This window comes from Streptomyces sp. NBC_00459 (genome assembly GCF_036013955.1).
Taxonomy (GTDB): Bacteria; Actinomycetota; Actinomycetes; order Streptomycetales; family Streptomycetaceae; genus Streptomyces.
The window spans coordinates 3,684,419-3,706,475 of the sequence record NZ_CP107903.1 but is presented as its reverse complement, the minus strand read 5'-3'; the positions used below and the strand labels follow the sequence as shown (position 1 = coordinate 3,706,475).

21 protein-coding genes, 1 tRNA gene and 2 pseudogenes are annotated in these 22,057 nt (G+C 68.7%); 12 read left to right on the top strand and 12 right to left on the bottom strand.

What is annotated here, in order from left to right:
* Window positions 1-92: 92 nt before the first annotated feature.
* Window positions 93-983 (top strand): SUKH-4 family immunity protein, encoded by an 891-nt coding sequence (locus OHN74_RS16035; protein ID WP_443060397.1) that lies wholly within the window; start codon window positions 93-95, stop codon window positions 981-983.
* A 38-nt stretch (window positions 984-1,021) separates the two neighbouring features.
* On the opposite strand, the gene OHN74_RS16030 is transcribed toward OHN74_RS16035, so the two are convergent.
* Both OHN74_RS16030 and OHN74_RS16025 read right to left on the bottom strand, forming a co-directional pair.
* A complete protein-coding gene (locus OHN74_RS16030; protein WP_327695237.1) occupies window positions 1,022-1,555 on the bottom strand; it encodes a VOC family protein in 534 nt (177 codons plus the stop codon).
* Between the two features lie 83 nt (window positions 1,556-1,638).
* Window positions 1,639-2,187 (bottom strand): hypothetical protein, encoded by a 549-nt coding sequence (locus OHN74_RS16025; protein WP_327695236.1) that lies wholly within the window; start codon window positions 2,185-2,187, stop codon window positions 1,639-1,641.
* 148 nt (window positions 2,188-2,335) lie between these two features.
* Between OHN74_RS16025 and OHN74_RS16020 the strand changes: the two genes are divergently transcribed.
* The 3 genes from OHN74_RS16020 to OHN74_RS16010 all read left to right on the top strand — a co-directional run bounded on the left by OHN74_RS16020 (window position 2,336) and on the right by OHN74_RS16010 (window position 4,942).
* Window positions 2,336-3,574, top strand: a complete 1,239-nt coding sequence (locus tag OHN74_RS16020; protein ID WP_327700150.1) for an IS701 family transposase — start codon at window positions 2,336-2,338, stop codon at window positions 3,572-3,574.
* Between the two features lie 224 nt (window positions 3,575-3,798).
* Entirely contained in the window at window positions 3,799-4,350 is a 552-nt protein-coding gene (locus OHN74_RS16015) for a GNAT family N-acetyltransferase (RefSeq protein ID WP_327695235.1), read from the top strand.
* A 322-nt stretch (window positions 4,351-4,672) separates the two neighbouring features.
* Entirely contained in the window at window positions 4,673-4,942 is a 270-nt protein-coding gene (locus OHN74_RS16010; protein WP_327695234.1) for a YybH family protein, read from the top strand.
* A gap of 256 nt (window positions 4,943-5,198) precedes the next feature.
* Here OHN74_RS16010 and OHN74_RS16005 read toward each other — a convergent pair whose 3' ends face one another.
* The gene (locus OHN74_RS16005) at window positions 5,199-6,560 is read right to left on the bottom strand and encodes a hypothetical protein (protein ID WP_327695233.1); all 1,362 of its coding nucleotides are present in this window, start codon (window positions 6,558-6,560) and stop codon (window positions 5,199-5,201) included.
* 117 nt (window positions 6,561-6,677) lie between these two features.
* A tRNA-Cys gene (locus OHN74_RS16000) sits at window positions 6,678-6,749 on the bottom strand.
* A 260-nt stretch (window positions 6,750-7,009) separates the two neighbouring features.
* On the opposite strand from OHN74_RS16000, the gene OHN74_RS15995 reads away from it, so the two are divergent.
* The 6 genes from OHN74_RS15995 to OHN74_RS15970 all read left to right on the top strand — a co-directional run bounded on the left by OHN74_RS15995 (window position 7,010) and on the right by OHN74_RS15970 (window position 12,902).
* On the top strand, window positions 7,010-8,476 hold the full coding sequence (locus OHN74_RS15995) for an MFS transporter (RefSeq protein ID WP_327695232.1): 1,467 nt from the start codon (window positions 7,010-7,012) through the stop codon (window positions 8,474-8,476).
* Window positions 8,477-8,516: 40 nt separating this feature from the next.
* On the top strand, window positions 8,517-8,717 hold the full coding sequence (locus OHN74_RS15990) for a CopG family transcriptional regulator (protein ID WP_053741608.1): 201 nt from the start codon (window positions 8,517-8,519) through the stop codon (window positions 8,715-8,717).
* Entirely contained in the window at window positions 8,714-9,103 is a 390-nt protein-coding gene (locus OHN74_RS15985; protein ID WP_327695231.1) for a type II toxin-antitoxin system death-on-curing family toxin, read from the top strand. The genes OHN74_RS15990 and OHN74_RS15985 overlap by 4 nt, the downstream gene beginning before the upstream one ends.
* A gap of 156 nt (window positions 9,104-9,259) precedes the next feature.
* On the top strand, window positions 9,260-11,065 hold the full coding sequence (locus OHN74_RS15980; RefSeq protein ID WP_327695230.1) for a DEAD/DEAH box helicase: 1,806 nt from the start codon (window positions 9,260-9,262) through the stop codon (window positions 11,063-11,065).
* A gap of 328 nt (window positions 11,066-11,393) precedes the next feature.
* Window positions 11,394-12,035: an IclR family transcriptional regulator gene (locus OHN74_RS15975; RefSeq protein ID WP_319206773.1), complete on the top strand. Its 642-nt coding sequence runs from the start codon at window positions 11,394-11,396 to the stop codon at window positions 12,033-12,035.
* Window positions 12,036-12,110: 75 nt separating this feature from the next.
* A complete protein-coding gene (locus OHN74_RS15970; protein WP_327695229.1) occupies window positions 12,111-12,902 on the top strand; it encodes a S16 family serine protease in 792 nt (263 codons plus the stop codon).
* A 150-nt stretch (window positions 12,903-13,052) separates the two neighbouring features.
* Here OHN74_RS15970 and OHN74_RS15965 read toward each other — a convergent pair whose 3' ends face one another.
* On the bottom strand, window positions 13,053-14,789 hold the full coding sequence (locus OHN74_RS15965) for an RICIN domain-containing protein (protein WP_327700149.1): 1,737 nt from the start codon (window positions 14,787-14,789) through the stop codon (window positions 13,053-13,055).
* 301 nt (window positions 14,790-15,090) lie between these two features.
* On the opposite strand from OHN74_RS15965, the gene OHN74_RS15960 reads away from it, so the two are divergent.
* Window positions 15,091-16,143: a LacI family DNA-binding transcriptional regulator gene (locus OHN74_RS15960; protein ID WP_327695228.1), complete on the top strand. Its 1,053-nt coding sequence runs from the start codon at window positions 15,091-15,093 to the stop codon at window positions 16,141-16,143.
* Between the two features lie 3 nt (window positions 16,144-16,146).
* On the opposite strand, the gene OHN74_RS15955 is transcribed toward OHN74_RS15960, so the two are convergent.
* The 6 genes and pseudogenes from OHN74_RS15955 to OHN74_RS15935 form a co-directional block, all read right to left on the bottom strand.
* Window positions 16,147-16,335: a hypothetical protein gene (locus OHN74_RS15955; RefSeq protein WP_327695227.1), complete on the bottom strand. Its 189-nt coding sequence runs from the start codon at window positions 16,333-16,335 to the stop codon at window positions 16,147-16,149.
* Between the two features lie 13 nt (window positions 16,336-16,348).
* Window positions 16,349-16,933, bottom strand: a complete 585-nt coding sequence (locus tag OHN74_RS15950) for an ArsR/SmtB family transcription factor (RefSeq protein WP_327695226.1) — start codon at window positions 16,931-16,933, stop codon at window positions 16,349-16,351.
* 64 nt (window positions 16,934-16,997) lie between these two features.
* Window positions 16,998-17,114 (bottom strand): annotated as a pseudogene (locus OHN74_RS42890) (glycine betaine ABC transporter substrate-binding protein); the annotation flags it as partial.
* Between the two features lie 58 nt (window positions 17,115-17,172).
* A complete protein-coding gene (locus tag OHN74_RS15945) occupies window positions 17,173-18,030 on the bottom strand; it encodes an ABC transporter permease (protein ID WP_327695225.1) in 858 nt (285 codons plus the stop codon).
* 134 nt (window positions 18,031-18,164) lie between these two features.
* A pseudogene (locus OHN74_RS15940) lies at window positions 18,165-18,806 on the bottom strand (ABC transporter permease); the annotation flags it as partial.
* 53 nt (window positions 18,807-18,859) lie between these two features.
* Window positions 18,860-19,336, bottom strand: a complete 477-nt coding sequence (locus OHN74_RS15935) for an Lrp/AsnC family transcriptional regulator (protein ID WP_327695224.1) — start codon at window positions 19,334-19,336, stop codon at window positions 18,860-18,862.
* A gap of 128 nt (window positions 19,337-19,464) precedes the next feature.
* Here OHN74_RS15935 and hppD point away from each other — a divergent pair, with 128 nt between their 5' ends.
* Window positions 19,465-20,610: a 4-hydroxyphenylpyruvate dioxygenase gene (gene hppD / locus OHN74_RS15930; RefSeq protein WP_327695223.1), complete on the top strand. Its 1,146-nt coding sequence runs from the start codon at window positions 19,465-19,467 to the stop codon at window positions 20,608-20,610.
* A gap of 17 nt (window positions 20,611-20,627) precedes the next feature.
* Here hppD and OHN74_RS15925 read toward each other — a convergent pair whose 3' ends face one another.
* The gene (locus tag OHN74_RS15925; protein ID WP_327695222.1) at window positions 20,628-22,043 is read right to left on the bottom strand and encodes a tetratricopeptide repeat protein; all 1,416 of its coding nucleotides are present in this window, start codon (window positions 22,041-22,043) and stop codon (window positions 20,628-20,630) included.
* Window positions 22,044-22,057 lie beyond the last annotated feature (14 nt).

Below are 22,057 nucleotides of genomic sequence, written 5' to 3'. Positions count from 1 at the left end.
TAGTGTTCTGGTCAGTGGGAGGGCCTGCCGGGCAGCGGACGTTTTCGACGTCGCGCCCGGGGGACTGTGAACAACCATGCGCGGGGGAAACCATGAGCACGACGATCACTCCGACCAGGGACGAGTACGAGTCGCTGACGCGCGTGGGACTGCCTTCCGGCAGAGGCCGGTTGAGGTTCGGCGCACTGCGCACCGCTGCCCTGCGGACGGTGGTGAACCCGGCGGGAGGGACGCCCTCGACGCGCTTCCCGCATCACCGCCCCGCCACGACGAACCGGCGTGGACCGGCTTCCTCCCTGGAGTCGCTGCTGCGGTTCGCGGCGGCGACGGAGGAGATGGCTGCCGCGCGAGGCCAGCTGGCTTTCTCCGCGGGCCGGTCCGGCCCTCGGACCCTGGCGGAGACGTCCCGGCACCTGCTGACGGTGTTCGCGCAGGGCACCGGCGGCGGTGGTGATGTGCTGCCGTACTGGAAGATGGCGGCCTCGATCCGCCCGCTGGCCCGGATCGCGGCCTCCGGCGCGGAGTCCGGCCTCGCCCTGGACCTGCCCGCCCGGCTCCTTGAGCAGGCGTTCGGCCACGGCAGGGTGGCGCGCTTCGAGGACGTCGACTTCCCGGCACCGCTCACCCACGAGCCGACCCGCCGCTTCCTGAGCGGCACGGGACTCCCGGAGGACGGCTCCCTCTTCCAACTGGACACGGAGATACCGCTGCCGACACTCGCCGAGTACTGCGCGGACGAGGACCCGGCAGCCGAACTCCCGCAGGGGGCAGGCGACTTGATCCGCCTGGGCCACCTGGGCCGTCCGGCGGAGAGCAACAGCCTGGTGCTGGACGGCAGAACGGGCACGATCCTCACCTGGAACGAGCCCGAGGGCACCCTCCACCGCCTGAACACCGACGTCTCGACCCTCGCCTTCACCCTGTGGCTGATGCACCGAGCGAAGACGATCGACTTCGACGGCGAGGCGGGCAGGGTGCTCTGAAGGCGAGTCGGCCTGCCGCCTGCCGTTCCTGGCTCGCGTCAGCCGGTCTTCCGGACAGGCGTACTGCTGCGCCCGTGATCCCGACCGCCGAGCTCGGCGTCGAGAGTCTCCTGGGCCACGCGCATGGACTCGGCGTACACGGGGTCCTGCAGCCGCTTCCACATCTCGTCCTCGGCGACGTCCTCGATGTGGCTGACCACCCACCAGATGTTGCCGAAGGGATCCTTGATGCGCCCTCCGCGCTGCCCGAAGGCGTTGTCCGACACCGCGGTGACGACCTGGCCGCCGACAGCGACGGCCCGTGAGAACACCTTCTCCGCATCGGCGACGAACACCCGCAGCAGACTCGGCATGACGGGCCAGTCCGCATGCCGGTCGAATGCCAGCACGACGGTGTCACCGACCCGGATCTCACCATGCCCGACCAGACCGTCCTCCGTCAGCACCCGCCCGAGCTCCTCGCCGTCGAAGACCTGGGCGACGAAGTCGAGGAAGGCCCCTGTGTCGTCGGTGACGACCCAGGGAGCGACGGTGGTGTAGCCCTCCGGGGTGGCGTTGGTCTGCTCGGGCATGGGGGTGATCCTCTCGCCGATGTCGGTTGTGCCAGCAACGACGCTAGTACTCCAGCTGTAGATCGCTCTTGAGCTGCTGGTGCCTACGCTTTTCGTGGCTTACGCCGCTTGCCCCAGCTGCCTTGAGGCCGGTTCCGGTCGTGGGCCAGCATCGCCGCGTCGAACTGGGCTTTGCTGGTCACTGCTCGGGGTTCAGGTACGAGCGTGGTCGCAGTCGATCGCCACGGGACAGCCGAGGCCCAGCCGACCAGGTGCATGGTCTCGTCGTAGTGCGGAGCGAACTGCGCGACGGCGATGGTGGGCATCCGGTAGTTCAGGCTGCGGACGTGTTCGAGGAACGTCTGGGGCAGCGAAACATGGTGCGTTTCCAGGTAGTGCGGGAAGTCCTGGCGCCACAACCAGGTGCCGTCGGTCACCAGTGACGAGCATCCCGGAGAGTGTCGGTGGGTGCTGCCGGTGATCACGTCGTGGCCCGCTTCCATGACGTCGATCAGGACGTGGCCGGCGTCCAGATAGGCCACCAGGTCCGCCTCGTCCGGCTCGCCGACGGACCGGACGGCGTCGCGGATCGATCCGTTCGGCTGGCCAGAGGGGGTGTCGAGTTCGTCGTAGAAGCCCAGCAATCCCAGCACTGCGTCTCCTTCGACGAGCCGTGCCGCCCGGCTGGCACTGGTAGGTGCGGCCACCGTTGATCATCGGTGTGTGAAGACAAACAATCACGCGGTGGCCGCAGGTCACAGCGTAGACGCTGCCCCCTGGCAGGAAGCCTTCGAGGGGCTGATGGACCGCATCGCGGGCAGGTTCGCCCGGGTCGAACCCCGACGGCGAATACGGCACCTGGTCCTGGGACTGCTCGCGGACCTGCCTCGGAAGAACTGCTGGACCATCGCCGAATGGGCCGGCGAGGCCACTCCCGACGCCATGCAGCACCTGCTGAGCCGCGCCAAGTGGGACGCCGACGCAGTCCGCGACGATCTGCGCGACTACGTGGTCGAGCACCTGCACGACGCCCAGGCGGTGCTCGTGGTCGACGAGACCGGCGACGTTAAGAAGGGCAGCCACACCGTCGGCGTCCAGCGCCAGTACACCGGCACCGCGGGCAGAATCGAAAACGCCCAAGTCGCCGTCTACCTCGCCTACGCAGGTCGGCGCGGACATGCCGCACTGGACCGCGAGCTGTACATCCCGCGCTCGTGGACCGACCAACCCGACCGTTGCCAGGCCGCTGGACTCGACCCGAGCACCGCGTTCGCCACCAAGCCCGAATTGGCCGCCCGCATGATCATGCGATTCCTGGACTCCGGCCACCAGACATCCTGGGTGGCAGGGGACGAGGTCTACGGCGGCAACCCCACACTGCGCGCCGCCCTGGAGGACCGCGCTACCGGATACGTGCTCGCGGTCGCCCGCACCCATGAGGTCACCACCGGGGCCAGGAAGTTCCGCGCGGACATCCTGGCCAAGAAGATCCCCAAGCGGGCCTGGCAGAAGCTGTCCGCCGGAGCCGGAGCCAAAGGACACCGCTTCTACGACTGGGCCCACATCGACCTGCCCAGCACCGCGCCAGGCCACCGCCACCTGCTGATCCGCCGCAACCGCACCACCGGCGAACTCGCCTACTACCGCTGCTACTCACCCGAGCCGGTACCCCTGACCGTCCTGGTGCGGGTCGCGGGATCCAGATGGAGGGTCGAGGAGACGTTCCAGTCAGGAAAGGGTCTGGCTGGACTGGACGAGCACCAGCTCCGCCGCTACACGTCCTGGTCCCGCTGGGTCACCCTCGCCATGCTCGCCCACGCCTTCCTGGCCGTCGTCCGCGCCGACGAGCACCGTCTCCGCCCCAGCCCCGACGACCTGATCCCGTTGACCTGCAACGAAATCCAGAGACTCTTCATCACCCTGGTTAGCCGGCCTGTTCACGAGCCAGACCACTGGCTCCGCTGGTCCCGCTGGCGACGGCGTCATCAAGCTCGTTCCCGGGCCAGCCACTACAGCCGTCAAGCCGCGAGCAGAGCATGATCGCTATCTACAGCTGGAGTACTAGGTGGGCTATAGGTCTGGTTCTGTCCTAGATGTACCGAACTTGCATCGCTGTTTGTAGGCACTTCTTTGGGCGCCAGCGCGCCAGCCTTTTGTGGCTCCACTGATGTACCAAGTTGTTTTGGTTCCACCGGTATGAAAAGGCAGTTCATGTAGGACCCGGAGGTTCTGTGTGCCATGTCATCCGCATGATCGAATAGGGGATGACTTCGTTCTGGACCGGTAAGCGGGTACGTCTGCGCGGTATCGAGCCTGACGACTGGGCGGCTTTCATGGGCTTCGCTGTCGACGAGGAGCGGTTGGGCGACCTGCTGAACCCGCCCCGGTCTGCCGAGGGGTTCCGGGCCTGGGCGAAGGAGCAGGCCGTCGCGAAGTCCGGCGGAGACTGCTTCGGGTTGGTCATCGAAGCCGTGGACACGGGGAAGATCGTCGGGGCTGTCAGCTCGCGCCACGCTGATCCACGTGCGGGGCGGTTCGAGTACGGCGTCACGATGGGCGCCGGGCACCGGCGTAAGGGCTACGCGGCTGAGGCTGTGGGGATGCTGCTGCGTTTTATGTTCGCCGAGCGGCGATACCACAAGTGCGAAGCGCGGATCTTCGCGCACAACGAGGCATCGCTGGCCCTGCACCGTCGGCTTGGCTTCGCCGAGGAGGGGCGCTTGCGTGATCACGTATTCTGCGCCGGCCGGTACCACGATCTCGTGGTGATGGGCATTCTCGCTGATGAGTTCGCACAGCCGCACTCGAGTGAGTGATGAGCCTGCTGGCAGACCGAGGTTGCGGTGGCCAGGGCGTCCGCCGGCGGCTCCACCGAGGCGAGTCCAACTGCCAGTATGTGGATGGATGGCGAAGAACAGAGTCGTGCGGTGACCCCGGAGGGCGGGATTGAAGTGGGACTACCCAGGCGGCAATGGGGACGACGGTGGTGACGGTGGAGCGCGGCCATCGGCATGATGACCGTCGTGACGAATCAGGCATCCCTGGAACCTGAACTCGCAGCGTTCATGGGCGAGTACGAGCGGGCCAACAACAGTCATGACATCGAGCGGGTCGTGCCGTTCATCGCTGAGGACGCCCGTGTACTGGTTCTCGGACGGCTCATATCAGGGCATCGGGGAGATCCGGTCCGCGATCGAGAAGACGTTCGCGAGGATCCTCGACGAGGTGTACGAGATCCGGGATCTGGAGTGGCCGGTGCTGACCGCAGAAGTCGCGGTGTGCCGTTATCGGTTTGCCTGGACCGGCGTCGTCGACGGCGAACCACGCTCTGGCCAGGGGCGGGGTACCAACCTCATCGTGTGGCGGGACGGTTGCTGGAAGATGCTGCATGAGCATCTGAGCTCCTGATGCTCATCGAGCACATGGGGTGCAGGATCAAGGCAATTGGATCGGGTTCGGCAAAGCTGTCGACGTGAACACGGGCCCATGGGTACTGGAGTTCACGGACGCTTCCACCAATAAGTCGTCTCTGGAGAAGTGGAACGTGCAGCCGGAAGTTTGAAGGCGAGGAGCTGACGTGGATGATCGGAACCATGTCCTGCTACCTCCCAGCTCCACGGAGACCGGGAAAACATGGGTTCTGTGCCTGAGTCTCCTTTCGGCGTTACAAGCCGACAGCGGTGAGGATTCGATGCATCTGGGTCGGCCGCAGCGCCGAGTTGGCAGCAGCATCGTCGGCGACCTGTGGGTCCGGATCCGACAGCAGTTGTTCCAGCAGCGCCTCCGTGATGTTGGGATGACGGGCGACCCCACCGCGGAGGAAGGGCTCGGCGTCCGAGGCGAGTTGCTGAAGGGCTGCCACGGGTAGTTCTGGGTCCTGAAGGGCGAGGTAGCGCACGTTCGCGCTTGGTTCGTCGACGAGCGTGCGCAGAGTGTGACGAGGGAAGTTGGGGTGGTCGACGAGTAGTGGCCGGATGTGGAGTATGTCGCCATCGCTGCGAACCAGTCGTTCCAGTACATCCGAGGGTGTGTCCGGCCGACGGGCGGCGGCGCGGCGAACTACGAGTTCCGGGTCGTTGTCCAACCGATGCCATGCCTCGGCAGGTAGATCGTGGCAGGAGGCCAGTACACGTCGAAATATCGTGTACCGGCAGTCCAGGTAGGTCATCCGCTCGTTCAGGGGCGCTTCATGCAGCCATTCCGGCTCGGTGAAATTCCAGTTCAGAGCTACGTTGGCCTCGATGCTTCCGTCCGCGTGTTCGGCTTCTACGAGCGCATACAGCCGGTCCCGGGTTTCGTCGTCCACATGGCGACTGTGTGCCACCGCGACCCGCACGAAGGGGTCTTCGATGTCCAGTAGCCGGGCGACCATCTCTGCCGACAGGTATGGGTTTCCGGCGACAGCCTGAAAGACCTCCTTTTCCTGGCTCCTCATGAGCTGTGCGAACTGGTCCAGGGTGAGCGGGGTGTACCGCGCCACGTTGACGCGCACAGCAGGATCAGTGAAGCAGCGGTCCCTCCACTCCGGAGGAACACCCGGCTTCTTCTGTTCGGTGGCGGCTGCGCGGACCTGTGGATCCGGATCGGCGAGTAGTCCCACTTGCACGGCGAGAGGCCGGCCGTACCAGGTTCGCGCGACCGCGGCGCGCAACCTCGCATCCGGCGCGGCAGCGAGAGCGGTCCGAGGCTGCCCGTAGGCTTCCTCCAGATCGTCGATGCCGATCGCCACCCCGCAGTCCACCATGTCGCGGACGAAGTCCACGTACGCGTCGCGGATCGCCGGATCGGGATGCTCTGCAATCCTTCGGCGCATCGCCGGGGAGACCCGGTCCCCGTGAAGGGGCACGGCGGTCCTGCCGTCGCCGTGTTTCAGCAGAGCCTCGACAACTGCGTCCTCCAGCCGCCCGCGACGCAGCGATATACCGTGTCGACCAGCCTTGTGCGTGGCCAGACGTACCAAGACGTCCTGAGGAACTGCTGGGTTCCTTCCCAGCCCGGACAGTTGCGGATGTTCAAGGCTCGTCATGCGCCCAACCTAGTCGGGCTGCTGCGAGCCAGTCCTCCGTTGGTCAGACGGAGACGAACGATAGGGCGGCACCCCTGAGGGAGTGCCGCCCTATCAATTTGCCTCTTCAAGCCGTTGAGGCCGTGGCGGGAATCGAACCCACGTAACTCGCTTTGCAGGCGAGTCCCTAAACCACTCGGGCACACGGCCGGGCTGGGAGCGGAGGGTGGTGGGGTGGTCTGTGTGACCGTTCCCTCTCCGTTCCGAACTTCGTGACTTGACCGTAGGGGCGGGGTGGGCGGAGGAACAAGGGAGCCGGGCGCGCTGCAACGGGACTGCCACACGCCGTTCATGAACCAGGCGGGGGGGAAGGGCGGGGTCGGCGGCCGGTGGGCGTACGACCAAGGTCCCGGGTGGGGTCCTACCTCCGACAGGGGTCAAGGTGGGGGACGACCCTTACGCTGGCCTGCATGACCTCACTGGAACCGGGCGACACCGGCGTCGCTGACGACACCGCCGGCGCGGACAACCCTTTGGCTGCCGTACCCGGTGAGGGGGTGCTGGGGCGTTCCTATCGGGCGCTCAGTGTCGGGATCGTCTCCGTCGTGCTGCTGATCGCCTTCGAGGCGACCGCCGTGGGGACGGCCATGCCCGTCGCCGCGCGGGAGCTGGACGGGGTGTCGCTGTACGCGTTCGCGTTCTCCGGGTACTTCACGACCAGTCTGTTCGGGATGGTGCTCGCCGGGCAGTGGTCGGACCGTAGAGGGCCGCTGGGGCCGCTGACCACCGGGATCGCCGCCTTCGCGGCCGGGTTGCTGCTGTCCGGGACCGCCGGGGTCATGTGGCTGTTCATCGCCGGGCGGGCCGTGCAGGGGCTGGGGGGTGGACTGGTGATCGTTTCCCTGTACGTGGTGGTCGGGCGGGCCTATCCGGAGCGGTTGCGGGCCTCGATCATGGCCGCGTTCGCCGCGAGTTGGGTTGTGCCCTCCGTCGTGGGGCCGCTTGCCGCCGGTGCCGTCACCGAGCAGCTCGGCTGGCGGTGGGTGTTCGTCGGGATTCCGGTCCTTGTCGTCTTTCCGCTCGCCCTCGCGCTGCCTCAGATACGGCGGCTGGCGGGCGGGCCCGTGAAGGCGGGGGAGCGGGACGAGCAGGGGGGTCGGCGGCGTATCCGGCTTGCGCTCGGGATCTCGTTCGGTGCCGGGCTGCTTCAGTACGCGGCCCAGGATTTGAGCTGGTTCTCGCTCCTTCCCGGGCTCCTCGGCGTCTCGTTGCTCGTGCCCGCCGTGCTCGGGCTGCTTCCCCGGGGGACCTATCGGGCCGCGCGCGGGCTGCCTTCCGTCGTCCTGTTGCGCGGGGTCGCCGCTGGGGCGTTCATCTCTGCCGAGTCCTTCATCCCGCTGATGCTCGTCACGCAGCGGGGGCTGTCGCCGACGCTGGCCGGGTTCTCGCTCGCGGCGGGCGGCGTCACGTGGGCGCTGGGGTCGTCCGTGCAGGCACGGGCGCGGATGGAGCCGTATCGGGAGCGGCTGATGACGGTCGGGATGGTCGTCGTCGCCGCCTCCATCGCAGCAGCGCCCGCCGTGCTGATCGACGCCGTGCCGGTGTGGACCCTCGCGGTCGTGTGGGCGTTCGGGTGCTTCGGGATGGGGCTCGTCATCGCCAGTACCAGCGTGCTGCTGCTTCAGCTCTCCGCCCCCGAGGAGGCCGGCACCAACTCCGCAGCCCTGCAGATCTCCGACGGGCTCTCCAACGTGGTGCTGCTGGCCGGCGGGGGTGCGGCCTTCGCCGCGCTGGGCGGGGGAACGGTGGCTCATGCCTCCGCCGCGTCCGGCGGCGGCTCCCATCCGGGTGCCTTCGCCGCGGTGTTTCTGCCGATGGCGGGGGTGGCGTTGGTGGGGGCTTGGGTGACTACGCGGGTGCGGGCCACTCCATCTTGAGTGGTACCAGTCTGGCCCCATCGAGTGGTACCGTTTTGGTATGGCTATGAACCTGCGTCTTCGCGACGACCAGACGGAAGCTCTGAAGCTGCGCGCCGAGGAGGAGGGGACGAGTATGCACGCCATATTGCTGAAGGCTGTGGACGACTACCTCTCCAGGACGGCCCACGAGGCGCTGGTCCGTAAAGCCGCCAAGGAGCAGACCGTCAAGTGGGCCGAACTGCTGGAGCGGCTCAAGTGACATACGTCTATCTGTCGGCCGAGGACGTTCTGGACATCGCCGGACTCGCTGTCGATGATCAGCAAGTTGTCGTCCGAGACGCCGGTCTGCTGGAGTCGGCCGTGCATCGTCCCTCGGCTGCGATGTTCGGGCAGGAGGCGTACTCCGACCTGTTCGACAAGGCGGCGGCCCTCCTGCAGTCGCTCGCTGTCAATCACCCCTTCGTCGACGGCAACAAGCGCACGGCGTGGACCTCCTGCGTCGTCTTTCTGGCGCTGAACGATGTCCAGCTGCGGCCGGACATCGATGTCGCCGAACGTCTGGTGATCGCGGTGGCCACCGGCAGTGTGGACGAGGTCAAGGCCATCTCCGAGGTGCTGCGAGACCTGGCCGAGCCGTCGGTGTGAGCTGAGTCCCATCCCCGGGTCGCCCCGCGTCGTACGCACGTTGACAGCCCCGGGCCGCCGGTAGGGTGGCCCGGTTGTCATACGTAGCCGTAGCCCCAGTCGTCGCTGTGGTTACAGCCGTCGCCAGAGCCGCCCGACCCAGCACCCCCGGAGACCGTGACTACCACCGCCGCCAGCGCATCCCCCGGTACCGCCCATCACCTCTCGCCCGCCTTCCCCGGCCGTGCCCCCTGGGGCACCGCCAGCAAGCTGCGGGCCTGGCAGCAGAAGGCCATGGAGAGGTACCTCAAGGAGCAGCCGCGTGACTTTCTCGCCGTCGCCACTCCCGGCGCCGGCAAGACGACGTTCGCGCTGACGCTCGCCTCCTGGCTGCTGCACCACCACGTCGTGCAGCAGGTGACCGTGGTCGCACCCACCGAGCATCTGAAGAAGCAGTGGGCCGAGGCGGCGGCGCGGATAGGGATCAAGCTCGACCCCGAGTACAGCGCCGGGCCGCTCAGCAAGGAGTACCACGGCGTCGCCGTCACGTATGCGGGTGTCGGCGTGCGGCCGATGCTGCATCGCAATCGCTCCGAGCAGCGCAAGACGCTCGTCATCCTCGACGAGATCCACCACGCCGGTGACTCGAAGTCCTGGGGTGAGGCCTGTCTTGAGGCCTTCGAGCCCGCCACCCGGCGACTCGCGCTCACCGGTACGCCGTTCCGCTCCGACACCAACCCCATTCCCTTCGTCACGTACGAAGAAGGGAACGACGGGATCCGGCGGTCCTCAGCCGACTACACCTACGGGTACGGGAACGCGCTGGCCGACCATGTCGTGCGGCCGGTCATCTTCCTCTCCTACAGCGGGCAGATGCGGTGGCGTACCAAGGCGGGGGACGAGATCGCCGCCCGGCTCGGCGAGCCGATGACCAAGGACGCCGTCTCGCAGGCCTGGCGTACCGCGCTCGACCCGCGTGGTGAGTGGATGCCCAGCGTGCTGCGCGCCGCCGACAAGCGGCTGACCGAGGTGCGCAAGGGCATCCCGGACGCCGGGGCGCTCGTCATCGCCACCGACCAGGAGTCCGCCCGCGCCTACGCCAAGCTGATCCGGGACATCACGGGGACCAGGGCGACCGTCGTCCTCTCCGACGACACCGGTGCCTCCAACCGCATCGACGAGTTCGCCAACAACGACTCCCGCTGGATGGTCGCCGTCCGCATGGTGTCCGAGGGCGTCGACGTGCCCCGGCTGGCGGTCGGCGTCTATGCCACGACCATTTCCACCCCTCTCTTCTTCGCCCAGGCAGTCGGGCGCTTCGTGCGCTCCCGGCGGCGCGGTGAGACCGCCTCCGTGTTCCTGCCGACCGTCCCCGACCTCCTCACCTTCGCCAACGAGATGGAGGTCGAGCGCGACCACGCCCTCGACAAGCCCAAGAAACAGGGCGAGGAGGACCCGTACGCCGAATCCGAGAAGGAGATGGAGGAGGCGAACCGGGAGGAGGACGAGGACACCGGCGAGCAGGAGCAGTTCTCCTTCGAGGCGCTGGAGTCCGACGCTGTCTTCGACCGGGTGCTGTACGACGGTGCCGAGTTCGGCATGCAGGCGCACCCCGGGAGCGAGGAGGAGCAGGACTACCTCGGGATTCCGGGGCTGCTGGAGCCGGACCAGGTGCAGATGCTGCTGCAGAAGCGGCAGGCCCGGCAGATCGCGCACAGCCGCAAGAAGCCCGACGACGAGGCCGATCTCCTCGAACTGCCCGCCGAACGGCGGCCCGTGGTCTCCCACAAGGAGATGTTGGAGCTGAGGAAGCAGCTCAACACCATGGTCGGCGCGTACGTCCATCAGACCGGCAAGCCGCACGGGGTGATCCACACCGAGCTGCGGCGCGCCTGCGGCGGGCCCCCGAGCGCCGAGGCGACCGCCGGACAGTTGCGACAGCGCATCGCCAAGGTGCAGGAGTGGGCCACCCGGATGCGGTGATCGCCTCACAGTCGACCGGCATGTCCGGTGAGGGGCGTGTGCGGCCATGCACACGCCGTGCATATCGGGAGGAAGCGCAGTAGTCCGTACCGCGGAGTGACCGGATTCTGGACGTAGCCTTCCGCTGAGCGAACCGCCTTCGCTACTGTCCCCGCAACGCACACGCCCCGTGGCAGCGACGCCGCGGAGCGCAGTCGTGAAGCGACAGTGTCCGGGACAGCCCTGGGCCGCCGCCGATCGGCCGCCTCTGACGCGCGTCGCCCACGGGACCGGCGACGCACCCGCCGCCAGGGAGCTGCCGACCTCACCACGTGAAGGAGTGGGCGTCGTGACCGCGGAGACCTCCCAGACGCTCGACCGGGGACTGCGCGTCCTCAAGCTGCTCGCCGACACCGACCACGGTCTGACCGTCACCGAACTGTCGACCCGGCTCGGCGTGAACCGGACCGTCGTGTACCGCCTGCTGGCCACCCTGGAGCAGCACGCGCTCGTACGCCGTGATCTGGGCGGCCGGGCGAGGGTGGGGCTGGGAGTGCTGAGGCTGGGGCGTCAGGTGCACCCGCTCGTACGGGAGGCAGCGCTGCCCGCGCTCAGGTCGCTGGCCGAGGACATAGGCGCCACCGCCCATCTGACCCTGGTCGACGGGACGGAGGCGCTCGCCGTGGCCGTCGTCGAGCCGACCTGGACCGACTACCACGTGGCCTACCGGGCCGGTTTCCGCCACCCCCTGGAGCGCGGCGCGGCCGGCAAGGCCATCCTTTCCGCCCGGCAGCAGCCTCCCACCGACCCCGGATACACCCTCACGCACGGGGAGTTGGAGGCCGGCGCGAGCGGGGCCGCGGCTCCGCTGATCGGTGTGACGGGGGTCGAGGGGAGCGTCGGGGTCGTGATGCTCGCCGACGCGGTGCCCGAGCGGGTCGGGCCGCGGGTCATGGACGCGGCCCGGGAAGTGTCCGAGGCACTGCGCTGACGGGCGGGCCCTCGCGAACCCGGGGCCGGGGCAGCCGCCCCCGGGCGGAAGCGGCCCCCGCGTTAGATTGACCTCGTGCTCTCTCGCCTCACGCGCCCCCGGGCCGTCGCCGTCTGTGCCCTGCCCGTCGTGGCCCTCCTCGCCACGGCCGTGTTCGCGCCGCTGCCGTTCGCCGTGGCGCAGCCCGGTATGACGGCGAACGTGCTCGGCGAGAATGACGGCGACGCGGTCATCACGATCACCGGCGCGACGCCCCGCGAGACGCGCGGCGAACTGAGGATGACGACCATCGAGGCGACCGGCCCGGACACCCACGTGAGCCTCGGCGACGTGCTCGACGGCTGGTTCCGTACCGACCAGGCCGTGATGCCGCGCGACTCGGTCTACCCGAGCGGCAACAGCACCAAGGAGATCGAGGAGCACAACGCGGCCGAGATGAAGGAGTCGCAGGACGCGGCGGCCGAGGCGGCCCTGAAGTACCTGGACGAGGACTCCGGCAAGATCAAGGTCAGCCTCAAGCTCTCCGACGTCGGCGGCCCCAGCGCGGGACTCCTCTTCTCCCTCGGCATCGTCGACAAGCTGGACGGTGACGGCAAGGGCGGTGACCTGACCGGTGGTCGCACCATCGCCGGTACGGGGACGATCGACGCGGACGGCACGGTCGGCGCGGTGGGGGGCGTGGCCCTGAAGACGCAGGCCGCGCGGCGGGACGGGGCGACCGTCTTCCTGGTGCCCAGGGCGGAGTGCTCGGACGCGGAGTCGGTGCTTCCGAAGGGGCTGCGGTTGATTCCGGTCACCTCGCTCAAGGGGGCGATCGGGGCGTTGGTGGCCTTGGAGACGGGGCGGGGGGCTGTGCCGAGTTGCTAGTGGCCGAGCCGCCAGTGGCCTGGCGGCCAGTGCTCGCAGTTGTTCGCCTGCGAGCCGGTGGGGGCTTGCCGCGTAGTTCCCCGCGCTCCTGAAAGACCCCGCTCCTGAAAGCCTCCCCCCGGGCCCCGTCTCACCTCACTTCACCTCACCTCACTTGACCAACTTCCAGTCCTGCGAGCCGTCCGTCGCCGCGTTCTGCAAGGTCAGAGGCGCCCCGGCCGTCGCGCCGGTCAGGTACAGGTTCGTGTTCTTGAGCGACTGGAGCTTGTAGAAGCCGCCGTCCGTCTTGATCAGGTTCCAGCTGCCCGTGGCGCTGTTGTCGACCCACTGGCCGATGCGCTGGCCGACCGTCGCGTTGCCGGTCCAGATGGAGGCCGCGCGACCGCCGGACCTGTTCAGCAGGGTCGTGCCGCCGTTCGGCTCGGTCACCACGTGCCAGGACTGGGTGTCGGGGTTCGCCGCCGCCCCGGCGTCCTCAAGGGTCACGTCGGGTACGTCCCCGTTGCCCAGGTTGGCGTCGTTGGTCCTGTTGCCGGTGCCGATCACCTGTCCGGTCTTCCGGTTCAGCAGCCGGTAGTACGTGCCGGACGACTCGCCGAGGTCGACCTCGGCGAAGGCGATCGTGGAGGTGCCCTGGTTGTTGAGGATCGCGACGCGTCCGGTGCTGTCGACGTACTGCAGGTTGCGGCTGTAGCCGGCCGGCGAGGTCGTCTGGTACTCCGTCCACACCCCGTCGCTGCGCCCGCTCTCGTTGACCCAGACGTCGCCGCTGTTCGAGGCGTTGTACACCAGGCGCCCGTCGGGGATCCGGATGAGGACCGGGCTGCCGCCGCCCGAGAGCGGCCGGGAACCGGATACGACCGGCAGCGAGCCGACGGACATGCCTGTCTGGCTCCCGCGGAAGAACTTCAGCGGGCTGTCGGCGATCACATACCGGGTGTTGGCCCCGCCGCCCCAGTACTCGAAGGTGAGCAGCCATCTGCCGTCCGTCGTGGGGACGACGTTGGTCATGCCCGGCCGTCCGCCGCCGATCTCCGTCTTGCCGCCGCCCATGTCCTGGGCGGCCCCGGCTACGTCGACGACCGGGTCGCTCCACTTGGCGGCACTGCCGTCCCAGGTCCGGTGGGCGAGGATCTGGCCGTGCGAGTCGGTGGCCGTGTCGTTGGCGGGGTCGAGGACCGGGACACCGGTGGCCGGGTCGAAGCCGGTGTAGTCGTTCTCGTCGGAGTAGAAGCAGACCAGCTTGCCGTCGTAGACCATCAGGTACGGCTCCCAGAGGGGGTCCACCTGCCGGTACGTGTTCGCCGCCGCGATGTTCCGGCCGACCGCGCCCGCGCTCCCGCCCTGCCAGCCGGCGGTCGCGATGACGTTGACGACCTTCCAGCTCCTGCCCTCGTCGACACTGGAGTACAGGGCGATCGCCAGGTCCTTGCGGTCACCGTCGTTGTTCGGCGTCCAGTTCGGGTCGGCGGCCTTGTGCTCCTTGTAGTAGTAGTCGTCGCCCGACACCACACTGGCCAGCAGCAGGGTGCCCTTCTTGAGCGCCCCGACCTTCTGCGGAAGGACGTAGAGGTACGGGTTGGTCCAGTTGCTCGTGTACTTGGCGTACCTGGGGTCCGTGGAGAGGTACGCCGGAGCCTTGACCTCGGACAGCGGCTGCCAGCTCGTTCCTTCGTCGTCGCTCTTGTAGACCGGGAGGGTCTGGCCGTCGGCGCTGCCCGACTTCGTCACCACGGTGGACTTCTCGAACGACGCGACCAGCCGCCCGCCGGGCAGCTCCGCCGACTTCGGGTAGACCGCGCAGTTGCCCCGGCCCTTCAGACACGGCTCGTCGCCGAGCTGGTAGAGGATCCCGCCGGTCGGGTTGTAGGCCTGCGCACTGGCCATGGGCACCGCCAGCAGCGCGCCTGCCGCGACGAGACTCCCCAGCACCTTCGCCGGCTTTCGTCTAGTCTGCCTTCTCCGCATTACCCCTCCGGTCGCTCTGTTCCGAGTCCACGCATGACTGCGTAGTCAGGCCCGGAGTCTGTGGCTCGGATCAAGCCGACGTCAATACTTGTGTCGCTGCTGTTGCACGCCGTTTCCTGTGGATTACGGTGATCATTGACCATTCACGGGGTCGAGCCGCACACTGATCCCAACAGATTTCTGACAGCGCAGTCTTGGCGAAAACGGGGGAGAGGCTTCGGTGGCCGGTACGGGTACCCACGGTCGGGACGGCGTTTCGCGGCCACCGGCGACGAGCAGCGATGTCGCTCGGCTCGCCGGTGTCTCCCAGAAGACGGTCTCGCGTGTGATGAACAACGAGCCGTACGTCCGTGAAGAGCTCCGGACGCGTGTCCTGCGGGCGGCCCAGCAACTCGGGTACCGCCCCAACGGCGCGGCGCGCAGCCTCACTTCGGGCCGGAGCCGGCGCCTCGGTGTGATCTCCCTCGGCGCCCGCCTCTACGGGCCCATGACCATGCTCGTCGCCATAGAGCGCTCGGCGCGCCGGCTCGGCTACTCGGTCAGCGTCGCCCACACCACCGAAGACGACGAACACAGCACCGCCGAGGCCATCGACAGCCTCCTCGAACAGGGCGTCGACGGCATCGTGCTGTCGGAGGCGATCGACGAGGGGAGTCCCGTCAAGGTCTGGCTGGACGTCCCCATCCTCACCATCGGCCGCTTTCCCGGTCTGGTCGCGGCCCGGCGGATCCGTTCGGCGGAGAAGTCGGACCGCAGCGGGTATGTGGCGACCCGGCACCTCATCGATCTGGGGCACACCGAGATCCGGCATGTCTCGGGCCCCGGTCAGTGGTGGGCGTCCCGCGACCGTGCGGAGGGCTGGCGGTCCGCGCTGGCCGAGGCGGGCCTGCCCGTGGCCGAGCCCGTCGAGGGCGACTGGTCCTGCGCGAGCGGTTACGAGGCGGGCCTGCGACTGGCGGACGACGAGGCGATGACCGCGGTCTTCGTGGCCAATGACGACATGGCGATCGGCCTGGTCAGGGCGTTGCACGAGCGGGGCCGCCGCGTTCCGGACGAGGTGAGCGTCGTCGGGATGGACGACATCCCGGCCGCCCGTTTCCAGCAGCCCGCGCTGACCACGGTGGCGCAGGACTTCGACTCGGTGGCCACCGAGGGCATCGGCCTGCTGGTCGACGAGATCACGAACCCCGGCTCGACGGAACGCGTCCTGCACGAGGTGGATCCGCCGCTGGTCGTACGGGAGTCCAGCGGGCCTCCGCCCGAGAGGCGCTAGGCCTCAGGCGATCCGCGGCTTCGGCGGCACGGAGGCCAGCCGCAGGCCGACCTCTACGAGGGTCCAGCCGACGCGGGTGCGGAGGTCCTGCGGGGGCTGCTTGGCGGCGAGGGCGAGTCGGTGGGCGTCGGCCTCGGCACGGAGGTCGGCGGCGCGGAGGTGGTGGAGGGTGAGGTAGGGCTCGGGGTTCATCGGCGGTGACCTCTCAGTCCGTCTTGACGGGGAACAGATGGGTGTGAACGCGCACTTGCTCTGCCTCGGGGGTGTCCTCGGCGACGACGACGCCGCGGTATCCCTCGATCAGTTCATGCATCTTGCGGACGAGCTCTTCGGCGAGGTCGGGTGTCAGCCGTAGCGTCGCGTTGCTCATGTCGGAGCCGCGCGACCAGGCCTCGGGCCAGTCGTCCCGGGTGCCGAGCCAGGTGGACAGCTCGCGGGTGTGGCTGTTCGCGATCTCGTGCAGGTACAGCTCCGTCGCTCCGCGCAGTTCGGGGTCGGCGTCCTTGAACTGGCCGCTGTCGAAGTACAGGCCATCGGCGACCGCCTTCCACCACCGCTCCCGCCCCTTGCCGTGCTCCGGCGCGTCCTCGACGAAGCCGTGCGCGGCGAGCTGGCGCAGGTGATAGCTGGTCGCCCCACTGGACTCCCCGAGCTTCTCGGCCAGTTGGGACGCAGTCGCCGGACCGCGCAGACGCAGGGAGTCCAGCAACTGCATGCGCAGCGGGTGGGCGAGGCCGCGCAGTGAGCGGGCATCAAGGTGGCGAACCTTGCGTTCTTCGTGCTCCGTCATGCATACAAAGATAGCCTTGCAAAGAAACCCTTGCAAGTACTTCTTTGCAACGCCCTCTTTGTATCCCCTGCTTCACGAACCCTTCCGACCGCATCCAGTCCCGCGCCACCGTGTTCGTCAGCCTCGCTGTCACCGGGGCGAGGATCTCCCTGATCGCCGGCCACCTCTTCAGGCCCCAAGTTCGCCTTGGTTCACGGCCAGGGCGTTCGTGTTGTTCGGGGCGAACGGGGACAGCCATGTCAGTCCGCTCCCCAGGTCTCCGTCTCCAGCCCCCGTGGCCGCAGCAGCAGTTCGGCCAGTGAGGCCAGCCAGTCCACCAGCAGCGCCAGTACGACGGTCAGGACCGAGCCCAGCATCAGCACCGGCATCCGCTGGTTGGTGATCCCGGTAGTGATCAGCACCCCCAGTCCACCGCCCCCGCCGAACGCTGCCAGCGTCGCCGTGCCCACGTTCAGCACCAGCGCCGTACGCACGCCCGCGAGGATCAGCGGTACCGCCAGCGGGAGTTCGACCCGGGCCAGCACCTCCGTCGACGACATGCCGATGCCCCGCGCGGCCTCCAGGAGAGCCGGGTCGTTGGCCTTCAGGCCGGCGATCGTGTTCGACAGGACGGGCAGGACCGCGTACGCCACGATGCCGATCAGGGCCGCCTTCCGGCCGGTGCCCAGCCAGATCACCAGCAGCGCCAGCAGACCGATCGCCGGGGTCGCCTGCCCTATGGCGACGACCGCCATCGCCACCGGGGCCACTCTGCGAAGAGCCCTGCGCGTCAGCAGCACGCCCAGCGGGATCGCGAGGACGAGTACGAAGAACGTCGAGATCGCCGTCAGCTCTACATGCTGCCGAAGGGCCTTCGACACCTGCCCGTTCGACAGCGCGTTCTCGGAGATCGCGTCCAGATCGGCCTGCCGGAACCACAGCCAGGTGGCGAACAGCACGAGGACAAGGAAGCTGGGCAGAAGCGTAAGCCGCTGCCAACCGAGCCTGGCAGTAGGGGACTTGGTGGCAGAAGCCGCAGCCCCGCCGGTCCCGGTCCTGTTCTCCGCATCCGCATCCGCATCCGCATCCGCATCGGCGTCGACCGTCGTAGTCGTCACGCCCGCACATCCCTCTCCGTCCGCATTCCGCACGCGGGCGAGGTTGAGCCGCTTCACTGCCGCCACCGCCCTCGTGCCCACGAACCCGGACACGAAAGGTCTTCGGCGGGGTGGTAGTTGCTCGCCGAGGAGACACGGATCGCCCTCGGAATCGTCAGCCGGCCGACGACCACGTACGCCGCGTCGAACAGCAGCGCCAGCACCATGATCCCCAGCGTGCCCGCGAGGACCTGGTTCGGGGCGTTCCTGCTGCCCGGCGACGCGATGCCACGGAAGATCTCATTGCCCAGCCCCGGACCGGAGGCGTAGGCGGCGATGGCCGCGATGCCCATGAGTATCTGCGTCGAGACCCGGATACCGGTCAGGATCGGCGGCCACGCCAGCGGCAGCTCCACCCGGGCCAGCCGTGCCACCCGGGACATCCCGATGTCCTTCCCCGCGTCCACCAGGGACGGGTCGACACCGCGCAGGCCCACGATCGCGTTGCGCACGATCGGGAGGAGGCCGTAGAGGGTGAGGGTGACGACCGTGGGCGGCCCACCCAGGCCCACCACCGGGATCAGCAGGCCGATCATCGCGAGCGAGGGGATCGTCAGGATCGTCGACGTGGCAGTGGTGGCCAGATTCCCCGCCCACTCGCTCCGGTAGGTGACGGCACCGAGTGCCACCCCGAGGACGGTCGCCAGGACCACGCACTGGAAGACGGCACCGGCGTGCTGGAACGCGTCGGTCAGCAGCTGCTGATGGCGGTTTCCGAGGTACTCCCAGAAGCTCACCGCCACCACCCTCAGCCCGTTCCGGTTCACCCGCCCGGTTCACCCGTATCGGTTCAGTCGCCGTGCTCCGAGGCCGCCTGCTCCACCAGCGGGATGATCCGCAGCGGAACGGGGTTCTCCATGACGATCGCCGTGGCGGCCCGGTCGATGCCATCAAAACCGACGACCCGGTCGATCACCCGCTGGAGATCGGCGTTCGAGCGGGCCACGAGCCGGCACAGCATGTCCCCGCTGCCGGTGGTCGTGTGCAGCTCCAGCACCTCCGGTACGGACGCCAAGTGGGCCCGTACGTCCGGCCCTTGCCCCTGCCGGATCTGGAGTGTCGCGAAGGCGGTGACCGGATAGCCGAGGGCCGCCGGGTCCACCTGCGGCCCGAACCCCCGGATGACGCCATTCGACTGAAGCCGGTCCAGGCGCGCCTGCGCCGTCCCTCGTGCCACTCCGAGCCGCCGGGACATCTCCAGTACGCCGATCCGCGGCTCCCGCGCGAGCAGCACGATGATCCGCCCGTCCAGCTCGTCGATCGCCACAGCAGCCTCCCCGATGGGATGGTCATCCTGTACAGAAAGCCCGTACATCCCTGCCCACAGCTGAGCAGAATGTCCAGCTCTCGCGCAAACTGTTGCGCATCTTGCCGTGACGGGACCAGGCTGCGAGCATGACGCAGACCACACACCACACTCCCGACACCGCCCGGCAGGCAGATCCCTTCCCGGTCAAGGGAATGGACGCGGTCGTCTTCGCCGTGGGCAACGCCAAACAGGCGGCGCACTACTACTCCACGGCCTTCGGCATGCGGCTCGTCGCCTACTCCGGACCGGAGACGGGCAGCCGCGAGACGGCGTCGTACGTCCTGGAGAACGGCTCCGCCCGGTTCGTGTTCACCTCCGTCGTCAAGCCGGCCACCACCTGGGGCCACTTCCTGGCCGCACATGTGGCCGAGCACGGCGACGGCGTCGTCGACCTCGCCATCGAGGTCCCGGACGCCCGTGCCGCCTACGAGTACGCCGTCGGACACGGCGCCCGCTCGCTGGCCGAGCCGTACGAGCTGAAGGACGATCACGGCACGGTCGTCCTCGCCGTGATCGCCACGTACGGCCAGACCCGCCACACCCTTGTCGAGCGGGTCGGGTACGACGGCCCGTACCTCCCGGGATTCGTCGCCGCGGCCCCGATCGTCGAACCGCCCGCCAAGCGCACCTTCCAGGCGATCGACCACTGCGTGGGCAACGTCGAACTCGGCCACATGAACGAGTGGGTCGGCTTCTACAACAAGGTCATGGGCTTCACGAACATGAAGGAGTTCGTGGGCGACGACATCGCCACCGAGTACAGCGCGCTGATGTCGAAAGTCGTCGCCGACGGGACCCTCAAGGTCAAGTTCCCGATCAACGAGCCGGCCATCGCCAAGAAGAAGTCCCAGATCGACGAGTACCTGGAGTTCTACGGCGGCGCGGGCGTCCAGCACATCGCCCTCAACTCGGGCGACATCGTCGAGACCGTACGGACCATGCGGGCGGCCGGGGTCCAGTTCCTCGACACACCCGACTCGTACTACGACACCCTGGGGGAGTGGGCCGGCGACACCCGCGTCCCCGTCGAGACCCTCCGCGAGCTGAAGATCCTCGTCGACCGCGACGAGGACGGCTACCTGCTCCAGATCTTCACCAAGCCGGTCCAGGACCGTCCGACCGTCTTCTTCGAGATCATCGAACGGCACGGCTCGATGGGCTTCGGCAAGGGCAACTTCAAGGCCCTCTTCGAGGCGATCGAACGGGAGCAGGACAAGCGCGGCAACCTGTAACCGGTCTGCCCGTGCGGTCAGTTGGGCGATCCCGACGCTTCGGGCTCGCCCAGCGCCGCCAACGCCTCCTTCGCCGCCGGTACGCCAACCGGCGAGAAGTACGGGTTGATCCGCAGCGCCTCCTCCAGGTGCCGGCGCGCGGGACCCGTCAGCCCCAACTCCCGCTCGATCATGCCCCGGTGGTACACGTACAGAGCACTGCGCACCTCGGCGCCGTGCTCCTTGTCGGTCGTCCGCTTCGCCCAGGCGAGCGCCTCCTCGCTCCGGCCCGCCCGGTGCATCGCCCAGCCCAGCGCGTCCGCGACATCGAGCCCCGGCTGACGCGCCCACTCCGCGCGCAGCCGCCGTACTGCCGATCCCGCGTCCCCGTGATCCGCCTCGAACCGCCCGAGCAGCAACTCGCCGTCCACGCCACCGGCTTGCTCCTTCACCACCCGTGCCCGCAGCGCCGCGTACTGCGCCTGCGCATCCTCGGACCGGCCCAGGGAGTCGTACAACTCGCCCAGTTCCAGCGCGTACTGAGGCGACGGCCGCTCGGCCAGCGCCGCCCGGTACGCGCTCTGTGCCTCCCGTGCACGGCCCAGCGCGGCCAACGCCCGCCCCTCACCCGCCCGCGCGGACGACAGCCCGGGGTCGAGCCGCAGCGCAGCCTCGAAGTGCCGCAGCGCGTCGGCCGGTTCGCCGCGTTCCCACGCCAACTCGCCCGCCCGGTACTGCCATTCGGCCTCCTCGGCCGGGGTCGCGGCCCGCGCCGCCGCGTCCGCGAGCGCCGCCTGCGCGTCCTCGCGCCACCCCCGGTCCCGGTACACGCCCGCAGCGTGCGCCATCACCGCCGCCCCGGAACGCAGCCCCTGCAGCTGCTCCAGAGTCCGCCGGACCGCCTTGTAGTCACCCAGGCCCGTGTACGCGTCGAGCAGCGGCGGGTACGACGTCCAGCGCTTCGGCGCCTGACGCAGCGCCGCCTCCCCCCACTCCCGGGCGGCCGGGAAATCACGGCGCGCGTTCGCCAGCGCGGCCATACCCACGAGCCCCTCGGCGTTCCGGGCCCCGTTCGCCGGCCGCACCTTCAGCGACGTACGCAGCGCCCGCTCCGCCCGGGGGAAGTCGGCGGCGTCCCCCGTCCGCCGACCGCGCTCCACATAGGCCGAGCCGAGCTGCGCCCAGGCCTGCCCGTCACGCGCATGGGTGCGTACGAACGCCTCACGGTCACCGATGAACGCCGCCAGGTCGGGCAGCGCGGCGGGCACCCCGCCGGTCACCGCCAGTTCCGCCCGGGCCGCCGGACCCGGCGCCGGTGCGGGCGCCGCGGCCGGGCGGTCCGGGGGCAACAGCATCAGCGCGCCGCCGAGTACCGCACACCCCGCGAGTGCGGCGATCAACGGGCGCGGAAGGACATGTACACGACCACGGCCACGGACTCTCTCCATCTCCATGGCGCTCACTGTGC